General features: G+C 42.2%; 4 protein-coding genes. 3 read left to right on the top strand and 1 reads right to left on the bottom strand.

What is annotated here, in order from left to right:
* Window positions 1-145 precede the first annotated feature (145 nt).
* Window positions 146-334, bottom strand: a complete 189-nt coding sequence (locus AC0IWE_RS26160) for a hypothetical protein (RefSeq protein WP_471795347.1) — start codon at window positions 332-334, stop codon at window positions 146-148.
* A gap of 623 nt (window positions 335-957) precedes the next feature.
* On the opposite strand from AC0IWE_RS26160, the gene AC0IWE_RS26155 reads away from it, so the two are divergent.
* The 3 genes from AC0IWE_RS26155 to AC0IWE_RS26145 form a co-directional block, all read left to right on the top strand.
* On the top strand, window positions 958-1,746 hold the full coding sequence (locus tag AC0IWE_RS26155) for a response regulator (RefSeq protein WP_471795346.1): 789 nt from the start codon (window positions 958-960) through the stop codon (window positions 1,744-1,746).
* Between the two features lie 1,064 nt (window positions 1,747-2,810).
* On the top strand, window positions 2,811-14,240 hold the full coding sequence (locus AC0IWE_RS26150) for a beta strand repeat-containing protein (RefSeq protein WP_471795345.1): 11,430 nt from the start codon (window positions 2,811-2,813) through the stop codon (window positions 14,238-14,240).
* 28 nt (window positions 14,241-14,268) lie between these two features.
* A partial coding sequence (locus AC0IWE_RS26145; RefSeq protein WP_471795344.1) for a Calx-beta domain-containing protein occupies window positions 14,269-20,503 on the top strand: 6,235 nt, incomplete at its 3' end.

Raw genomic sequence — 20,503 nt, 5'->3', positions numbered from 1 at the left:
GACCAGTGAAATTACCACCTGGATTGCCAGAAAATGAGGTGGTTGGTACGATTCGTAACCTATGGATAGATAGTGATTTAGAGGAGTATTGCAGGCTTTGGAAGATGTTGATTTAATTGCCATACCACATGTACTTTCAGAATATTTATACGAGAATTTTCTCGAAGCCAATGTTGTAGGGAGGAAGATGATGGAGTGTATTACCGCTCGGCTGAGGAAAGGGCTTATTGATGCAGAATTTCATCTGCTGAAAAAGGTATAAACGTTTTTTAGTGTCTTTTCCGGGTTTAATTAACCGGGTTTCTTTAAAGCATATTGCTTCATTTTTAGCCATTCGGCTTGAAACGCTTAGTAGGATTAGAGCTAAAAATTTAAAAATTCTATCTCTAATTTTATTCTCTCTTAAATGGTTTTTCGTATAAGGTTGTTATTCGATAATCAATTTACTATGTTCACCATTTCTATTTTTAGTTGAAACGCGTATAATAAGTTATATAGTTTTAATATTGTTGTTGATTTTTGTCAATAATTGTACTTGCTAAAATAATGATGTATTTCTGTAAAGAAATAACATATACAATGTGTTTATTTCTAATATTTAATACAGGTTTCTTACCCAAATTTTTAAGCTAATAAATATTTAAACGTTTAACGGTTTACCAAAATTTACACATATTGTTTGATTATGTGATCTTAAGCGGTATTATTAGTGAAAATGCTGCTAATACAGAGCAGAAAGTTTTTAACAAATACCATTTGCAAGCTACAATTGAAATGTTGCAATCAATTTTTTTTTTTTATTATAGCTTATATGTAATTAATTCTGGTGTTAAGTTAGTTTTTAACAGAATTTTAATTTTGTGTATAATAATATTTACATAATTGAACGAAAAATTTACTACAATTGCGTACAAAAAAATAACTTTTTATTAACTTGCAGAAATATTCTTATAAATAATGAAAACAAAAAATGCCGTAAGTACTTTTAGTGTGCTCATTGCTGATGATCACGAAATCATCCGTCGTGGCCTAAAAGGTTTAATATCAGATTTTTGGCCTGGTGTCGAGATCATTCATGCTTCCACTATGGAGCAGGCGCTTGTAGAAGCAGAAAAGTCGCCGAGTTTAATTATCATCGACGTAAATTTACCAGGCGGTAACAACCTTAAGGTTATCGATCAGTTAAAATTGGTTCAGCCAAATGCGAAAATCCTTGTATTTTCTTCATTAAATGAAAATATTTATGCTGTTCCTTATTTAAAATCTGGAGCATCAGGATATTTAACCAAAAATGCAGAAGAATCGGAAATTGTAACCGCAATTACTACCATATTAGCTGGCAGCCGTTACTCAAGCAGAAATGTTAAAGAAAATATGTTTAACAGCATATTGGGTAATGATGCAGATAATCCATTTACAAAACTTTCTGGCCGCGAGCTTGAAGTTGCAGAATTACTTACCAAAGGCATTGGCGTATTGGAAATTTCCAATCAGCTAAATCTTCAAATGGGTACAGTAAGTACCTACAAACTAAGACTTTTTCAGAAATTAAAAATAAAGAGCATTATAGAACTTGCTGAAAAGATGAGTATGCTCTCAGAGATAAAAAGAGTGTTAGCACTCTTTTTATCTTATTGCATTAGTTTTCTTTATTTTTTTTTAGTCGTACCAACTCCGCTCTCTCCGGATTCGTTCGGGGTAGAGCCTGATTGGCCATATTTAGGCGCTGCACCCTCCCCATTTTGATCAAATGATGCCTTTTCTTTAGAGGTGCCTTTAGTTTTTTCCGTATTTTCTTTGCTTTTAGTTTTCATAATCGTGTTTTTATGTATAACTAACAATCTCTAAAAGGCAAAGTTTTGTCTAAACGTTTTCATTTTGATATTGAGTGCCTGATAACTTTATCAGTGGCTGCCTGTAAGTTTTACTGAAAGGATTTAAAAGTAATTTTATAAAGGATTAGTAAGATGACTGCGCATATTTGGTACTTATCATATTTTGAAATTATTTCTTCAATATGACACAACAATTATATAGCTATAAGTTGTTGAAAAGTAATTGATTAGAATCAAACATCTCTGAATTTCAACACTTTCAAAAACCTGTCTAATTACTAGCAAACGCAATTTGCTGATGATAAAAATCAATTTTGGTACTTTTTGTATTTTAAATACGACATTTTTTGGGCGGGAGGTAAAAATTATGATACGGAATAATATATCTTTGCGGCTTGAAATGAATGGAATGAACAAAATTTCAAAATTGTTTTAATTTTTTTCATTTTTTTTAAAACCATAGGTTTTGAGATTACGTAGGTAACGCTGATAACCGACAAATAACTATTGCAAATTGCATCATTCCAAGTGATGTAAGTCCCTATTATCCCGTGTATGAATAAAAATTTACTCTCTTCGCGTACCCGTGCGCAAATTTTTCGAGGACTAACAATAATATAGCGAGCTTTTTCGGTAAATATTTTGTGCAGTTACTGATTTTAGCCGTTTTACTTCTTTTTACAAATTTGAATTCAGCATTTGCCGATGGTAGTAAGGATTTATACCAAGGAACTACAGTTGGTAGAAGAGCCTTTATGTATAGCAATTCTTATACTACGGACGGTACAACTATCAATTCCTGGCCATTTAAAACTTTAGGTGCTCACTATGTATTTGCTAATGCTGGTGAACGAATTGCAATGGCCTTCAGTTCAGCTGGTGTCGGCAATGCAGCTATTAGATTGACTAGCCCTACAGGAGCTAATATTCCGGTAGCTACAAGTACTACCGTAGGACGTATAAATACGAGAGCTAATGAAGTTGCTGGTCCAAAAGTATACAGTGGCAGATGCCACTCCAAATCGTTATACACCAGCCTACTATACGGTTCCAACAACAGGTGTTTACAAAGTTGAGTTTCTTCCAGTTGGAGACGTGAATGCTCCTGCAATTAATACAACTGAGACAGGAACTACAAATATTCTATCAAATGTAGATTGGACAGCCCCAACCACTGCCAATAGCTTTAATATGATTGCGGCCTGGGATATAACAGTTTTAAGTACAATTCCGGCACCAATTCCTGGTAGGGTTTACGCTAATGTATTAAATCTTATGGTATATAATGCAGATTTTTCTACAGGATACTATGGAAATAATTATGTTTTAACTAAAAATGGGCGTGCTTATCGAGTTAAAACAAATGGTGCTCATGGCGCATTCTTTTCATTTTTTGCGAACAATAAAGGTTTTATAGATGCCAGTGGAAACCCGACATTTAAGAGTTTGGATGCCTCAACAAGACCAGCTGTTGCTGCTGCGGTTAAAGACCCTACAACTCAGGATCTTTCTAATCCATCAATTCAGATAACACATAAGATTTTTTATTTAGCACCTGCAACAGATCTTCCAACTACTGACCAAAATGTATCCTTGGATGGTCCAAATACAACAACAACTACCTGGCTAAAAAAAACAGCTACGACACCAACCATTTCGAATATTGCATTGACTGGTAAAGAAGGTACAGTAGATAAAGCTGGAAGGAAAGGGGCAACTATTACCTTCACAGCATCAGAGAATGGTACCTACCAAATTACGATTCCGGCAGCTACCCCGAGAGTTTTAACAGGTGACGCATTTGCAGGGTCTACCAATTCAGTAGTTTGGGATGGTAAAGATGGTGCTGGTGCGGATCTTCCAGCGGGAACTGTCATTAGTAATATTAAGGTAAGGCTATTAACTGCTGAGGTTCACTTTCCTTATATTGATATGGAGATTAATCCAAATGGTATTATAATAGAATTAACTGAAAATACCAATAATTATATTGTTCAAAGTGGTAATTCGAGTCCGCAGGTTTATAGCGATATTGTTTATTGGAATGATAGCAATATCTCCGGTGCAGGAACATTAGCTTCAAGTTCTAATCCAGTTGTACAAACTACGGGTTCATCTTCCACAACTGGAAATGGAGGGCACAAATGGGGCTCTTATGTTTCCGGTTCAGGTACGGGGGCTGGAAATAGTGGTACGGGGAATCAATCATTTGGTAATGAAAAATCTCTTGATACTTATGCTTACATTATGGGTGCAGAGGTTACTAAGCCTGTAAATATCAATATTGCTGTAGCAGATTTAAGAACAAATAGTATCACACCTACTTTCAACACACCTGTTGCAGTTGGAAGCACGGTTACGTATACTGTCGTTGTTGAAAATAATAATAATACAGCTGCCGGCAGCACAAGTGATGTAACGGGAGCTGGCTTTAATTTTACTGCACCTGCCGGTTTTACAGTTACGAATGCACAATTATCATCTTCAACAGGAGGAATAGTAAGTCAAACAAGCGGTTCTATTTCAGGAAGTCAGTTCAATGCCAAATTAAATATGGTTAGCGGTAGCACTGCTACATACACAATAACCGGTACAGTTGGATCCACTTTAGCTGGCAAAAATATTCCGGTTGAAGCTAGTATGATCCGTACTGCCGATACTACAGATCCTGATGCTACCGATCCTAATACCACGTCAACTCCAACGGATCCTCATCTTGAATGTAAAAATGGAACTGCTACCGAATCTTGTAATAATATTCAATACAATTCAACTGTTTCGGTCGTGAATTATGTTTCTGTATCTACGGCTACACCAACCGTTACTGAAGGAGGAGCTGCGGGTTCTTACACCTTTACTATTCAAAATGCATCGGCTAACCCTACTGTGATTAACTATACCATATCTGGCACAGCTTCAATTGGTAGTGATTATACGATAGCTAGTACCGCTACGATTCCTGCTAATGCAACATCGGTAACTATTCCACTAGCGGTTATTGATGATAATTTAGTGGAAGGATCTGAAAGCGTTATATTAACACTATCATCAGCTGATAATGGTGTTTTGATTACTACAACACCTGCTAATGCTACAGCTACAGTAAATATCTCTGATAACGATTTTGCCACTGTTGCCATTACGCCAACCGTTTCGGTAGGAGAGGCGAACGGTCCTGCTACATTTACCGTTACCTTAACAGGCGCGGTACAGAACGCTTTTACGGTTACTTACTCAACGGCAAATGGTACTGCAACCGCCGGATCTGATTATACGGGATCGACAAATGCGACAATCAGCTTCCCGGCCAACTCGGCAAGCGGGGCTACCCAAACAATTAGTATCCCGGTGATCAATGACAATATTGCCGAGGCTGATGAAACTTTTACGGTTACGTTGAACGGCACTAGCATCGGTACTCAGGTTACCATTCCTGCTGGCACATCAACAGGAACGGCAACGATCATAGATAACGACCGTCCTGTTGCGACATTGAGCGGTGATGCCACAGTTACCGAGGGTACGAATGCTGTTGCCAACTATACCGTAACGCTTACAGGAGCTGCGAATACCACGTTGAGTTCAGCGGTTACCATTCCTGTATCGGCTGTTGCGGGTACGGCCCAGCTAACAAGCGACTACAGCAATGTACCTGCAAGTGTAACATTTGCTGCTGGTACGGTGCTTAACGCATCTGGCATTGCTATACAGGCATTCACGGTTACAATCGTAAACGACAATATTTCTGAACCAACAGAAAGCTATACGGTTAGCATCGGTACGCCTACTGGCCCTGCCTCACTTGGTACAACCACTTCTCAGATTACCACTATAAACGATAACGATTTTGCCACTGTTGCCATTACGCCAACCGTTTCGGTAGGAGAGGCGAACGGACCTGCTACATTTACCGTTACCTTAACAGGCGCGGTACAGAACGCTTTTACAGTTACTTACTCAACTGCAAATGGTACCGCAACCGCTGGATCGGATTATACGGGATCAACCAACGCGACAATCAGCTTCCCGGCCAACTCGGCAAGTGGGGCTACCCAAACAATCAGTATCCCGGTGATCAATGACAATATTGCCGAGGCTGATGAAACTTTTACGGTTACGTTGAACGGCACTAGCATCGGTACTCAGCTTACCATTCCTGCTGCCACATCAACAGGAACGGCAACGATCATAGATAACGACCGTCCTGTTGCGACATTGAGCGGTGATGCCACAGTTACCGAGGGTACGAATGCTGTTGCCAACTATACCGTAACGCTTACAGGAGCTGCGAATACCACGTTGAGTTCAGCGGTTACCATTCCTGTATCGGCTGTTGCGGGTACGGCCCAGCTAACAAGCGACTACAGCAATGTACCTGCAAGTGTGACATTTGCTGCTGGTACGGTGCTTAACGCATCTGGCATTGCCATACAGGCATTCACGGTTACAATCGTAAACGACAATATTTCTGAACCAACAGAAAACTATACGGTTAGCATCGGTACGCCTACTGGCCCTGCCTCACTTGGTACAGCTACTTCTCAGATTACCACTATAAACGATAACGATGCTTCATCGATAGCGATCAACAATATTACTGTTGCGGAAGATATTTCTACAGGTTTTGCTACTTTTACGGTTACTTTAACAGGAGCGGTACAAAATAGTTTCACAGTAAACTATAACACTGCTGATGGTACAGCCGTTCAGCCTGGAGATTACACGGCTAAAACAGGAACAATGACTTTTCCTGCAAATGCCGCTAGCGGTGCAACGCAAATCTTTACCGTGCCGGTTGTCAATGACAATATTATTGAAGGAAACGAAAACTTTTTGGCTACGCTTTCGGGCATTACCGGACCAACCACAATTGCAATAGCTACAGGTACGGCTACAATAACCGATGACGATGTGGCGGCCATCACTGTTGCTGCAACAGATGGAGCTGAACCTGGTACGAACGGCTCGTTTGTTTTCACGATGAGCAAGGCAAGTGCTACCAATACCACCATTACGTACACTGTTGGCGGAACTGCCACCAATGGTACCGATTATACCACTATCCCTGCAACTGCAACAATCCTGGCTGGCCAGACCAGTGTTACCGTTCCTGTTACGGTGACCAATGACCAGATTGTAGAGGGCACTGAAACAGTTGTACTGACTTTCACAGCTGCAACGAACAACCCGAACATCACGGTAACCCCTTCAAGTGCCACGGTGAACATTGCCGATGACGATGTGGCGGCCATCACTGTTGCTGCAACAGACGGAGCTGAACCTGGTACGAACGGCTCGTTTGTTTTCACGATGAGCAAGGCAAGTGCTACCAATACCACCATTACGTACACTGTTGGCGGAACTGCCACCAATGGTACCGATTATACCACTATCCCTGCAACTGCAACAATCCTGGCTGGCCAGACCACTGTTATCGTTCCTGTTACGGTGACCAACGACCAGATTGTAGAGGGCACTGAAACAGTTGTACTGACTTTCACAGCTGCAACGAACAACCCGAACATCACGGTAACCCCTTCAAGTGCCACGGTTAACATTGCCGATGACGATTTAGCTACCGTAAGCATCTCTGCAACACCAACAAGTTATGATGAAGCTAGTGGGAATGCAACATTTACAGTTACCTTAAGCAAAGCGATTCAAAATTCTTTCACTGTTGATTATGCAACTGTAGATGGTACAGCGAAAGCAGGCACAGATTATACAGCTAAAAATGGCACCATAACTTTCCCTGCGGGATCAGCAGCTGGTGCTATTCAAACCTTTACCGTTGCCATTACAAACGATAATGTAGTTGAGCCAAGTGAAACTTTTTCGGCAACGTTGAGTAATCCGACAGGAAACATAGTTACAATTGCAACTGCAACCGCTACGGCAACCATTACCGATAATGATACTTCAGTAGCCACAATTACTGCAGGTACCGCCGGTAATGAAAATGGACCGGTTAATGGAACGTTCAATGTAACTTTGAGCAATCCATCATCAACCGATACGCAGATTACCTATACATTAGGTGGAAGCGCAACTGAGGGTAGCGATTATACTGCCATTACAACCAAAACCATTACCATTCCAGCTGGTCAAACCACAGGAACAATTACTATACCTGTTAAAACGGATTTAGTAGTAGAAGGCACAGAAACGGTTATTGCCAATCTTGTTTCTACCAATAGCGCTTTGGTAAGTATCACTACTGCTCCAGCAGATAGGACAGCTACAATTAATATCCTTGATAACAATACTGCAACGGTAAGCATCTCTGCAACACCAACCAGTATTGATGAAGCAACTGCAACCGCAACTTTTATAGTTACTTTAAACGCTGCCGTACAAAATGCATTTTATGTTAATTATACCACAACAAATGGAACTGCAATTGCCGGCTTAGATTATACTGCAACAAGTGGAACATTAAACTTCCCTACCAATTCTGCAGCGGGTGCTACTAAAACTTTCACTGTTCCGATCATTAACGATAATACAGTTGAACCGAGCGAAACGTTTAATGGTACGTTAACTAGTGTAACAGGAAATTTAGTAACCATTGCAACTGGCAGTGCTACAGTAACCATAACCGATAACGATACATCTGTAGCTACAATTACTGCAGGTATTAATGGCAATGAAACTGGGCCGATAAAAGGAACATTTACCGTAACACTGAGCAACCCGGCATCTACCGATACACAGATTACTTATGTGTTAAGTGGATCGGCCACTGAAGGAAGTGATTATACCACTATCACAACCAAAACCATTACCATTCCAGCTGGTCAAACCACCGGAACAATAACCATTGATGTTTTAGCAGATGCACTAACCGAAAATACAGAAACGGTAATTGCAACTTTAGGTACCTCAAATAATGCAGTAACAGTAAATACGGCTCCTGCCAGTATCAATATTATTGATGCGAATACCTCGAGCATAAGTATTTCTACAACGCCTACAGTAAACGAGTCAAACGGTACAGCAACTTTTACTGTAACCTTAAATAATGCTGTTCAAAATGCTTTCAGTGTAAATTACAGCACAGCTGATGGTACTGCAACAGCAGGATTGGATTATACGGCTACAACCGGAACGTTAAACTTCCCTGCAAACGCTGCAGCAGGAAGTACCTTAACTTTTACTGTTCCGATAAACAATGATAACATTGCCGAAGCAAACGAAACCTTTACTGCTACATTAAGCGGTATTACAGGTGGGGTAGTGGTAATCAGCAATGCTACCGCCACTACAACCATTGTAGATAACGATGCTGCAACAGTTTCTATTGCGGCAGGTACAGCTGGTAACGAAAACGGACCTGTAAACGGCACTTTCACTGTAACTTTAAGTAATCCATCATCAACAGATACGCAAATTACCTATACATTAGGTGGCAGCGCAACTGAGGGTAGCGATTATTCAACTATTGTTACAAAAACCATTACCATCCCAGCAGGGCAAACTACCGGAACGATAACCATCCCAGTATTAACCGATAACCTGGTAGAAGGAACAGAAACTGTAGTAGCCACCCTGGTAGCTACAAACAGCGCATTGGTAACAGTAACACCAACACCTGCTAATAAAACGGCAACAATTAACATTAACGATAATACCACTGCTACAATAACCGTAGCGGCTACCACCAATGGAGCAGAACCGAATACACAAGGTTTATTTACCTTTACATTAAGTAACGCATCAACAACTGATACACAGCTTACTTATACCGTAACCGGAACAGCTACAAGCGGAACAGATTATACCTCGATAGGTACAACAGTAACCATCCCGGCCGGACAAACCACTGTAACCGTACCTGTTCTGGTACAGGATGATACTTTTGCAGAGTCGACAGAAACGGTGATTTTAACATTAGCAGCTGCGACCAATAATCCGGCTATTACCGCAAGTACCACTCCTGCAACTGTAAACATTACCGATAACGACAATGCAACAGTTGCCGTTAATAATGTAACCGTAGTAGAAAATGCAGGCAATGCAATATTTACAGTAACCTTAACCGGTAACGTACAAAATGCATTTACAGTAAATTATACAACAGCCAACGGAACAGCCCTCGCAGGTACCGATTATACCGCAACAACTGGTAGTGTAACCTTCCCTGCCGGATCGATAAGTGGGGCAACACAAACTTTCAGCATTCCGGTTGCGAATGATAACATTGCCGAACTCGCAGAAACTTTCACGGTAACATTGAACAGTGTAAGTGCAGGTTCGGTGGTAACAATACCTGTGGCAGGTGCAACAGGAACGGCAACCATTACAGATGATGATGCTGCAAGTGTAGCCATTAACAGTGTTTCTGCCCTAGAAAGTGATGGCAACATGACTTTTACGGTAACTTTAACGGGAAATGTACAAAATGCAGTTTCAATTAATTATACCACTGCCGATAACACTGCAATAGCAGGAGCAGACTACACCGCTAAAACTGGTGTGGTTACTTTCCCTGCCGGATCTGTTTCTGGTGCTACACAAACCATATTGATCCCGGTTACGGATGATAATATTACCGAAAGTCCTGAAAGCTTTAAAGTAACTTTAAGCAATGCAACTGCTCCGGTTACCATAACGCAAGCTGAAGGAATTGGTACCATAAATGATAATGATGCAGCAACAGTTAGTATTTCTGCTACGCCAACAAGCGTTATTGAGGCAAATGGTACTGCAACATTTACAGTAACCTTAAGCAACGCTGTTCAGGCTGGTTTTAGTGTAAATTATGCCACATTGAACGGAACAGCTACATCCGGAAGCGACTATACGGCAACAAGCGGAACATTAAACTTCCCTGCCGGATCGGCCGCTGGCACAACCCTAACCTTTACCGTTCCGATTATAAACGATAATATAGTAGAGTTAAACGAAACATTTAACGCTACAATAAGTAATGTATCTGGTAATTTGGTAAGCATTGCAACCGCTACTGCAAGCGTAACCATTACCGATAACGATACTGCGGTGGCCACCATTACACCAGGCACAGCAGGTAATGAAAATGGACCTGTAAACGGTACATTTACAGTAACCCTAAGTAATCCATCATCAACCGATACGCAAATAACCTATACTTTAGGCGGAACGGCTACGGAAGGAAGCGATTACTCAAGCATTGTAACCAAAACCATTACCATCCCGGCTGGGCAAACCACCGGAACGATCACCATTCCGGTATTAACCGATAATATTGTAGAAGGTACAGAAACTGTGATTGCTACATTAACTGCCACAAATAATACGGCGGTAACGGTGAGCAACAGCCCTGCAACCATTAACATTAACGACAATACTACTGCCACTGTATCGGTTGCGGCAACTGCAGATGGTGCTGAACCAACTGTACCAGGCAGATTTACCTTTACCTTAAGCAATGTATCTACAACAGATACTCAAATTACTTATGCCGTAAGTGGTAGTGCTATCAGCGGGCTGGATTATACATCAATCGGCACAACGGTAACCATCCCTGCCGGACAAACCACTGCAACAGTTAACGTTCCGGTATTGGAAGATAACATTGTAGAGGGGAACGAAACCGTAGTTATAACCATGAACGCGGCAACAAGTAATCCATCGGTTACTGCGAGTACTAGTCCGGCAACTGTTAACATTACCGATAATGATACTTCTATTGCCACCATTACGCCTGGCACTCCTGGTAATGAAAATGGACCTGTAAACGGAACATTTACCGTTACGTTAAGTAAACCATCATCAACAGATACGCAGGTTACCTATACTTTAGGTGGCACAGCGACTGAAGGAAGTGATTACTCAACCATCGTAACCAAAACCATTACCATTCCGGCAGGCCAAACCACCGGAACGATTACCATTCCGGTGTTAACCGATGCAATAGTAGAAGGTACAGAAACCGTAACTGCAACATTGGCTACCACTGGCAATCCATTGGTAACAGTGAGCAATACGCCTGCGAGTATCAATATTATTGATAACAATACGGCAACGGTGAGTATTTCTGCTACCCCAACAAGTATTAACGAGGCAGCTGGAATGGCAACCTTTACCGTAACTTTAAGTGCATCAGTTCAAAATGCATTTACAGTAGATTATGCTACGGCTAACGGAACAGCAACTGCTGGTGCGGGATTGGATTATACTGCAACAAACGGAACCTTAACATTCCCAGCGGGATCTGCCGCCGGAACAACCTTAATATTTAACGTTCCTGTAAACGATGATAACCTGGTTGAGCCAAGCGAAACATTTACTGCTACATTAAGCAACCCAACTGGTGGCTTGGTAACCATTGCAACAAGTTCGGCTACTGTAAGCATTACCGATAACGATACTTCGGTTGCAACCATTACTGCCGGTATAAACGGAAATGAAACTGGCCCCGTTAATGGAACCTTTACCGTAACCTTAAGCAATCCATCATCTACAGATACGCAGATTACTTATACTTTAGGAGGAACGGCAACTGAAGGCAGCGATTACTCAAACATTGTTACGAAAACCATTACCATCCCGGCAGGACAAACCACCGGAGCGATTACCATTCCGGTATTAACTGATGTCTTTACGGAAAGTATTGAAACGGTAATTGCTACGCTCACCGCTTCGGGCAACCCATTGGTAACGTTTAGCGCAACACCTGCAACAATTAATATTCTTGATGCCAATACGGCAAGTGTAAGTATTTCTACCACACCTACAGTAGATGAAGGTGCCGGTACAGCAACATTTACAGTAACCTTGAATAATGCGGTTCAGGATGCATTTAGCGTTAATTATACCACTGCAAATGGTACTGCCCTTGCAGGAATAGATTATACTGCTACAACAGGAACATTAAATTTCCCTGCAAATGCAGCAGCCGGAACAACTTTAACATTCACTGTTCCGATTAACGACGATAACATTGCCGAGCCATCAGAAACCTTTACTGCAACATTAAGCGGTATTACTGGTGGAGTGGTACTAATAAGCAATGCCACAGCAACGGCAACTATTGTAGATAACGATGCCTCTGTAGCTACCATTACAGCTGGTACCCCAGGAAATGAAAACGGACCTGCAAATGGAACCTTTACCGTAACATTAAGCAAGCCATCATCAACTGATACACAGCTTACCTATACTTTAGGCGGAACAGCAACTGAGGGTAGTGATTACTCGACTATTGTTACCAAAACAATTATTATTCCTGCCGGACAAACCACCGGAACGATTACCATTCCTGTATTAACCGATAATTTGGTAGAAGGTACAGAAACTGTTATTGCAACCTTAACTACATCAGGTAATCCACTGGTAAGCATAAGCAATACACCTGCTACCATTAACATTGCCGATAATACAACAGCAACGGTAACTGTAGCAGCCACCACAGATGGGGCGGAGCCAGGCACACCAGGTTTGTTTACTTTTACTTTAAGTAATGTATCAACTACTGATACGCAGATTACTTATACCGTAACCGGAACAGCAACAAGCGGCCTAGATTATACCGCAATTGGTACCACAATAACCATCCCGGCCGGACAAACCACCGCAACGGTAAGTGTACCGGTATTGAACGATAACATTGCTGAAGGTACAGAAACGGTTATTTTAACCATGATTGCTGCAACAAACAATGCGTCAATTACGGCAAGCAACAGCCCTGCAACAGTTAACATTACGGATAACGATACCTCAGTTGCCACCATTACCCCAGGCACACCTGGTAACGAAAACGGACCTGCAAACGGTACATTTACTGTAACGCTAGGCAACCCATCATCACAGCCAACAACTATAACGTATACGTTAAGCGGAACAGCGGTTGAGGGCAGCGATTACTCAACCATTGTTACCAAAACAATCACTATACCAGCAGGGCAAACCGTTGGAACCATTACCATTCCGGTATTAGCCGATAATTTGGTAGAAGGAACCGAAACGGTTGTTGCTACTTTAATTACATCAGGCAATCCGTTGGTAACCGTAAGCAATACACCTGCAACCATTAATATTGATGACAATACCACAGCAACTGTAACAGTAGCTGCAACAACCAATGGCGCAGAACCTGCAACACCAGGCTTGTTTACCTTTACCCTAAGCAACGTATCTACAACCGATACACAGATTACTTATGGCGTAACCGGTACAGCAACAAGTGGAACAGATTTCACGGCGATTGGTACTACGGTAACTATACCTGCCGGACAAACCACTGCAACTGTGAGTGTGCCGGTACTTGATGATAACATTGCCGAAGGTACAGAAACGGTTATCTTAACCATGATTGCCACTACCAGCAATGGCGCAATAACGGCAAGTACAACACCAGCTACAGTTAACATTACCGATAACGATACCGCTGTGGCCACAATAGCCGCCAGGAACAAACGGTAATGAAAATGGCCCTGCAAACGGAACATTTGTGGTAACATTAAGTAATCCTTCAGCGCAGCCTACCACCATTACGTATACTGTAACAGGAACGGCAACCGAAGGAAGTGATTATGCTGGCATTGTAACCAAATCCGTTACCATCCCGGCCGGACAAACGACTGCTACCATTACCATTCCGGTATTAACCGATAATTTGGTAGAAGGAACAGAAACAGTTATTGCTACATTAACTGCTTCCACAAACCCACTGGTAACGGTAAGCAACAACCCGGCTAGCATTAACATTGCAGATAATACTACCGCAACAGTTAATGTTGCAGCAACCGCAAATGGGGCAGAGCCAGGCACACCTGGTCAGTTTACTTTTACCTTGAGTAATGTATCTACAACAGATACGCAGATTACGTACTCGGTAACCGGAACAGCCACCAGCGGATTGGATTATACTTCAATTGGTACTACCATAACCATCCCGGCAGGCCAAACTACGGCAACCGTAAGCCTGCCGGTATTGAACGATAACCTGGTAGAAGGAACTGAAACGGTAATATTAACCATGGCTGCAATAACAGGCAATGCTTCTATTACCGCAAATACAACACCAGCTACAGTTAACATTACCGATAATGATACCGCAATTGCGACCATTACACCAGGAATAACCGGTAATGAAAACGGCCCTGTTAACGGAACATTTACAGTAACCTTAAGTAATCCATCATCAACCGATACACAGATTACGTATACTGTTGGCGGAACAGCAACCGAGGGAAGTGATTACACGCCAATTGTAAAAACCATTACCATTTTGGCAGGTCAAACTACCGGAAACATAACCATTCCGGTATTAACTGATGCCGTGGTAGAGGGTACAGAAAACGTAGCCATTACATTGGCAGGCACAAATAATCCGTTGATTAATGTAAACACTACGGCTGCCAGTATCAATATTATTGATAACAGCACAGCATCTGTAAGTATTTCTACCACTCCGGTGATAAATGAAAACGCAGGAACAGCAACCTTTACCGTTACCCTAAGTGCAGCGGTACAGAACGCCTTCAGTGTTGATTATAAAACAACAGATGGTACAGCAACAGCAGGTTTGGATTATACCGATGCAACCGGAACTTTAACCTTCCCTGCAAATTCACCAGCTGGAGCAACATTAACATTCACTGTGCCAATTAACGATGATAATATTGTTGAAGGATCAGAAACTTTTGGTGCTACCCTGAGCAACTTAAGCAGTACCTTGATAAGCATTGCAACGCCAACAGCCAATGTTACCATTACCGATAATGATACCGCTGTAGCCAATATTGCAATGGGTTCTAACGGTAATGAAAGTGGCCCGGTTAACGGAACATTTATTGTAACCTTAAGTAATCCATCGGCTACCGATACGCAGATTACCTATACACTAGGTGGTACAGCAACTGAAGGTAGCGATTACACAACTATTGTAACCAAAACAATTACCATTCCTGCAGGTCAAACTACCGGAACGATTACCATCCCTGTTATTGTAGATGCTGTAGCAGAAAGTATTGAAACTGTTGTAGCTACCTTGGTTATAACAAACAATCCAGCGGTTACAGTAAATGCAACACCTGCAAGCATCAACATCCTTGATGCCAACACGGCCAATGTAAGTATCTCAATCAATGCGGCAAGCATTCCTGAATCAGCTGGTACGGTTACTTTATCCGTAACGTTAAATATTGCAGTTCAGAACGGCTTTACAGTTGATTATGCAACAGCAAACGGAACAGCCCTATCAGGATTGGATTATACCGCAACTAGCGGAACTTTAACATTCCCTGCAAACTCACCTGCAGGTACCGTGCTTAATGTAGTTGTTCCAATTACCGACGATAACCTGATAGAAAGTTCAGAAACATTTAATGTTGGATTAAGTAATGTTGTAGGCGCAGATGTAGCCATTGGCGCAAGTCCGGCTACAGTAACCATTGCCGATAATGATAGCGCTATTGCTACCATTACAGCAGGTACCAATGCAAATGAGAATGGCCTGGTTAATGGTGTGTTTAATGTAACATTGAGCAACCCATCGGCTACACCAACTACATTAACATTTACCTTAACCGGAACTGCAACAGAAAGTGCCGATTACAGTGCAGTTACCAAAACCATCATTATTCCTGCGGGAGCAATTACAGCTACCATTACCATTCCGGTGATGGCAGATGCATTGGCCGAAGGTACTGAGACAGTAATTGCAACGTTAACCGCATCAAGCAATCCGGTAATTACCATTAACAATACACCGGCAACAATCAATGTGATTGATGCAGATGCTGCAACCGTAAACATTTCTACCACACCGGTAATTAATGAAAATGCAGGCACGGCTACGTTTACCGTAACCTTAAATAATGCTGTTCAAAATAGCTTTAGTGTAAATTATGCTACAGCCAATGGTACTGCAAATTCAGGATTGGATTATACCGCAACAACAGGAACATTAACTTTCCCTGCAAATGCTGCGGCAGGATCTACCTTAACATTTACTGTTCCGATTAACGATGATAATTTGGTAGAACCAGCTGAAACTTTTAGCGCATCATTAAGTGGTGTAACAGGAGGGGTGGTTACCATTGGTACATCGCCAACAACCGTAACCATAACCGATAACGATACCTCGGTAGCCAGCATTACTGCGGGTACAAACGGAAACGAAAATGGGCCGGTAAACGGAACATATAATGTAACCTTAAGTAATCCTTCATCAACAGATACACAGATTACCTTTACGGTTGGTGGTACTGCAACTGAAGGCGGCGATTATACCACGATTACCAAAACCATTACCATCCCGGCAGGTCAAACCACCGGTGCGATTGCTATCCCGGTAATTAGCGATAACATTGTAGAAGGAAACGAAACTGTTATTGTTACGTTAACCAATACCAATAATCCTTTGGTAACCGTAAACAATACACCAGCAACAATCAACATCCTTGATAACAATTCGGTAACTGCAAGTATATCAGTAATACAAACCAGCGTAAACGAAGCTGCCGGAACAGCAACCTTTACCGTAACCTTAAGTGGTGCGGTGCAAGATTCTTTCAGTGTAGATTATACCACAGCGGATGGAACTGCAAAAGCAGGACTTGATTATCTGGCCACCAGCGGAACATTAACCTTCCCTGCAAATTCTGCAGCTGGTGCAAGTTTAACCTTTACCGTTCCGATTATCGATGATAATATTGTTGAGGGTGATGAAATCTTTAACGGTATCATCAGTAACGTAACAGGCGGTTTAGTAACCATTGCAAATGGTACCGCTCCGGTAACCATTACCGACAACGATTCATCGGTAGCTACCATAACTGCCGGAACAAACGGAAGTGAAAACGGACCAGTAAACGGAACATTTACCGTAACGCTAAGCAACCCGGCTTCAACAGATACCCAGCTTGCTTATACTTTAGCAGGTACTGCGATTGAGGGTAGTGATTACACCACAATTGTAACCAAAACCATTACCATCCCGGCAGGCCAAACCACCGGAACAATCATGATTCCGGTATTGCCTGATGCTATAGTAGAAGGAACAGAAACTGTTATTGCTACATTGGTAACATCTGGTAATCCATTGGTAAGCCTGAGCAATACACCTGCAACCATTACCATTGCCGATAATACCGAAGCAATTGTAACAGTAGCTGCAACAGCAGATGGTGCAGAACCTGCTACCCCTGGAAGGTTTACCTTTACGTTGAGCCAGGTAGCTACAACAGATACACAGATTAACTATACAGTAAGCGGAACAGCAACCAGCGGAACTGACTATACTGCAATTGGCAATACGGTAACCATTCCGGCTGGCCAAACCACGGCAACAGTATCGGTACCGGTATTGAACGATAATATTGTAGAAGGCACTGAAACGGTTATCTTAACCATGAACGCCACCACAAATAATGGTTCGATCATTGCCAGCACTACACCTGCTACGGTGAATATTACCGATAACGGTTCGTCAATTGCTACAATAACTGCCGTAACAAATGGTAACGAAAACGGTCCGGTAAACGGAACATTCACAGTTACGCTAAACAATCCGTCGGCTACCGATACACAGCTTAGTTATACCTTCACCGGTACAGCAACTGAAGGTGCAGATTACAGCACAATTGTAACCAAAACCATCACCATCCCTGCAGGTCAAACCACCGGATCCATAACCATCCCGGTATTGACTGATGCCTTGGTAGAGGGTACAGAAACAGTTGTTGCCACACTGGTAACTTCGAGCAATCCTCAAATTACTGTTAGTAACGTTCCGGCAACCATTACCATTGCCGATAACAATACAGCCACGGTAAGTATAGCTACAGCAGCAACTGTTAACGAAGCAGCAGGAACAGCTACATTTACGGTAACTTTAAGTGCAGCCGTACAGAATGCATTTAGCGTAGCATATACCACTACTGATGGTACGGCCAAAGCAGGTTTGGATTACACCACTACCAGCGGAACATTAACATTCCCTGCCGGATCAGCTGCTGGTGCAACGTTAAGCTTTACCGTTCCGGTAAATGATGATAACATTGTTGAAACGAACGAAACTTTCGGTGCAACAATCAGTAATGTGAGCAGTAACCTGATCAGCATTGCCACAGCTACAGCAACCACTACCATTATTGATAACGACACATCGGTAGCTACCATTACCGCTGGAGTTGATGGTAACGAAAACGGACCGGATAACGGAACGTTTACCGTAACATTAAGCAATCCGTCATCAACTGATACGCAAATCACTTATACTTTAGGTGGTACAGCAACAGAAGGTAGTGATTACTCAACCATCGTTACCAAAACCATTACCATCCCGGCAGGGCAAACCACCGGAACAATTACTATTCCGGTATTAACCGATGCAGTGTTAGAAGGTTATGAGACGGTTGTAGCTACTTTAACTGCTTCTGCAAATCCGGCAGTAACAGTAAGTAATGTTTCAGCAAGCATTAACATTGCCGATAATAATGATGCAACGGTGAGCATTGCAACAGCTCCAACGGTTAACGAATCGGCAGGAACAGCTACCTTTACCGTAACATTAAGTGCAGCAGTTCAAAATGCATTCAGCGTTGATTATGCAACAAGCAATGGAACGGCAACAGCCGGACAGGATTATACAGCAACCAGCGGAACATTAACTTTCCCTGCGGGTGCTGCTGCCGGCGCAACCTTAACATTTACTGTTCCGATTAATGATGACAACACCGTTGAAACCAGCGAAACATTTAACGCAACCATTAGTAACGTAACAGGTAATTTGGTAACCATTGCCACAAACTCGGCAACAACCACGATTATTGACAATGATACTTCGGTAGCAACCATTACAGCAGGAACAGATGGTAACGAAAATGGCCCGGCAAATGGAACTTTCACCATTACACTGAGCAAGCCATCTGCAACTGATACCAAGCTTACTTATGTACTGGCAGGTAGTGCAACTGAAGGCAGCGACTATAGCGCGATCGTAACCAAAACAGTTACCATCCCGGCTGGTCAAACCACTGCAACAGTTACCATTCCGGTATTGAGTGATGCACTTGTAGAAGGTACAGAAACTGTAGTTGCAACGCTAACCGTTTCCGATAATCCTGTGGTAAGTTTGAGCAGTGTTCCTGCGAGCATCAATATCCTGGATGGAACAAATGCAACTGTTACTGTAACGGCAACTGCTGATGGTGCTGAGCCAGCAACTCCTGGTCAGTTTACCTTTACTTTAAGCAATGTATCAACAACTGATACGAAGATTACTTATACAGTAACAGGAACAGCAACCAGCGGTGCAGATTATACAACAATTGGTACTACTGTAACTATCCCAGCGGGACAAACAACAGCAACAGTTTCGGTGCCGGTACTTGATGATAACATTAACGAAGGAAACGAAACGGTGATACTTACAATGAATGCAGCAACAAATAATGCATTGATTACCGCAAGTATAACGCCTGCTACAGTTAACATTAGGGATAACCGTTCGCCAGTGGCTACCGCTCCGGCCATTACCACCAGCGAGGATAACCCTGTTAATGGTACCATTACCGCTACCGATGCAGACGGCGATCCGTTGACCTTTACGGTTGCTACACCTCCGGCACACGGAACAGTAGTAATAAACCCTGACGGAACCTACACCTATACACCTGCACCAAATTACAACGGTACCGATAGCTTTACGGTAACAGTAAGCGATGGAAAAGGTGGTA

The organism is Pedobacter sp. AC402 (assembly GCF_979252805.1).
The sequence above is the reverse complement of the archived record's forward strand: the minus strand, read 5'-3'. Positions and strand labels throughout refer to the sequence as shown.

Excerpts from the sequence above, each read along its gene's own strand:
- AC0IWE_RS26155 (WP_471795346.1), top strand. The coding sequence starts at position 958 with ATGAAAACAAAAAATGCCGTAAGTACTTTTAGTGTGCTCATTGCTGAT.
- AC0IWE_RS26150 (WP_471795345.1), top strand. The coding sequence starts at position 2,811 with ATGAAGTTGCTGGTCCAAAAGTATACAGTGGCAGATGCCACTCCAAAT.
- AC0IWE_RS26160 (WP_471795347.1), bottom strand. The coding sequence starts at position 334 with ATGGCTAAAAATGAAGCAATATGCTTTAAAGAAACCCGGTTAATTAAA.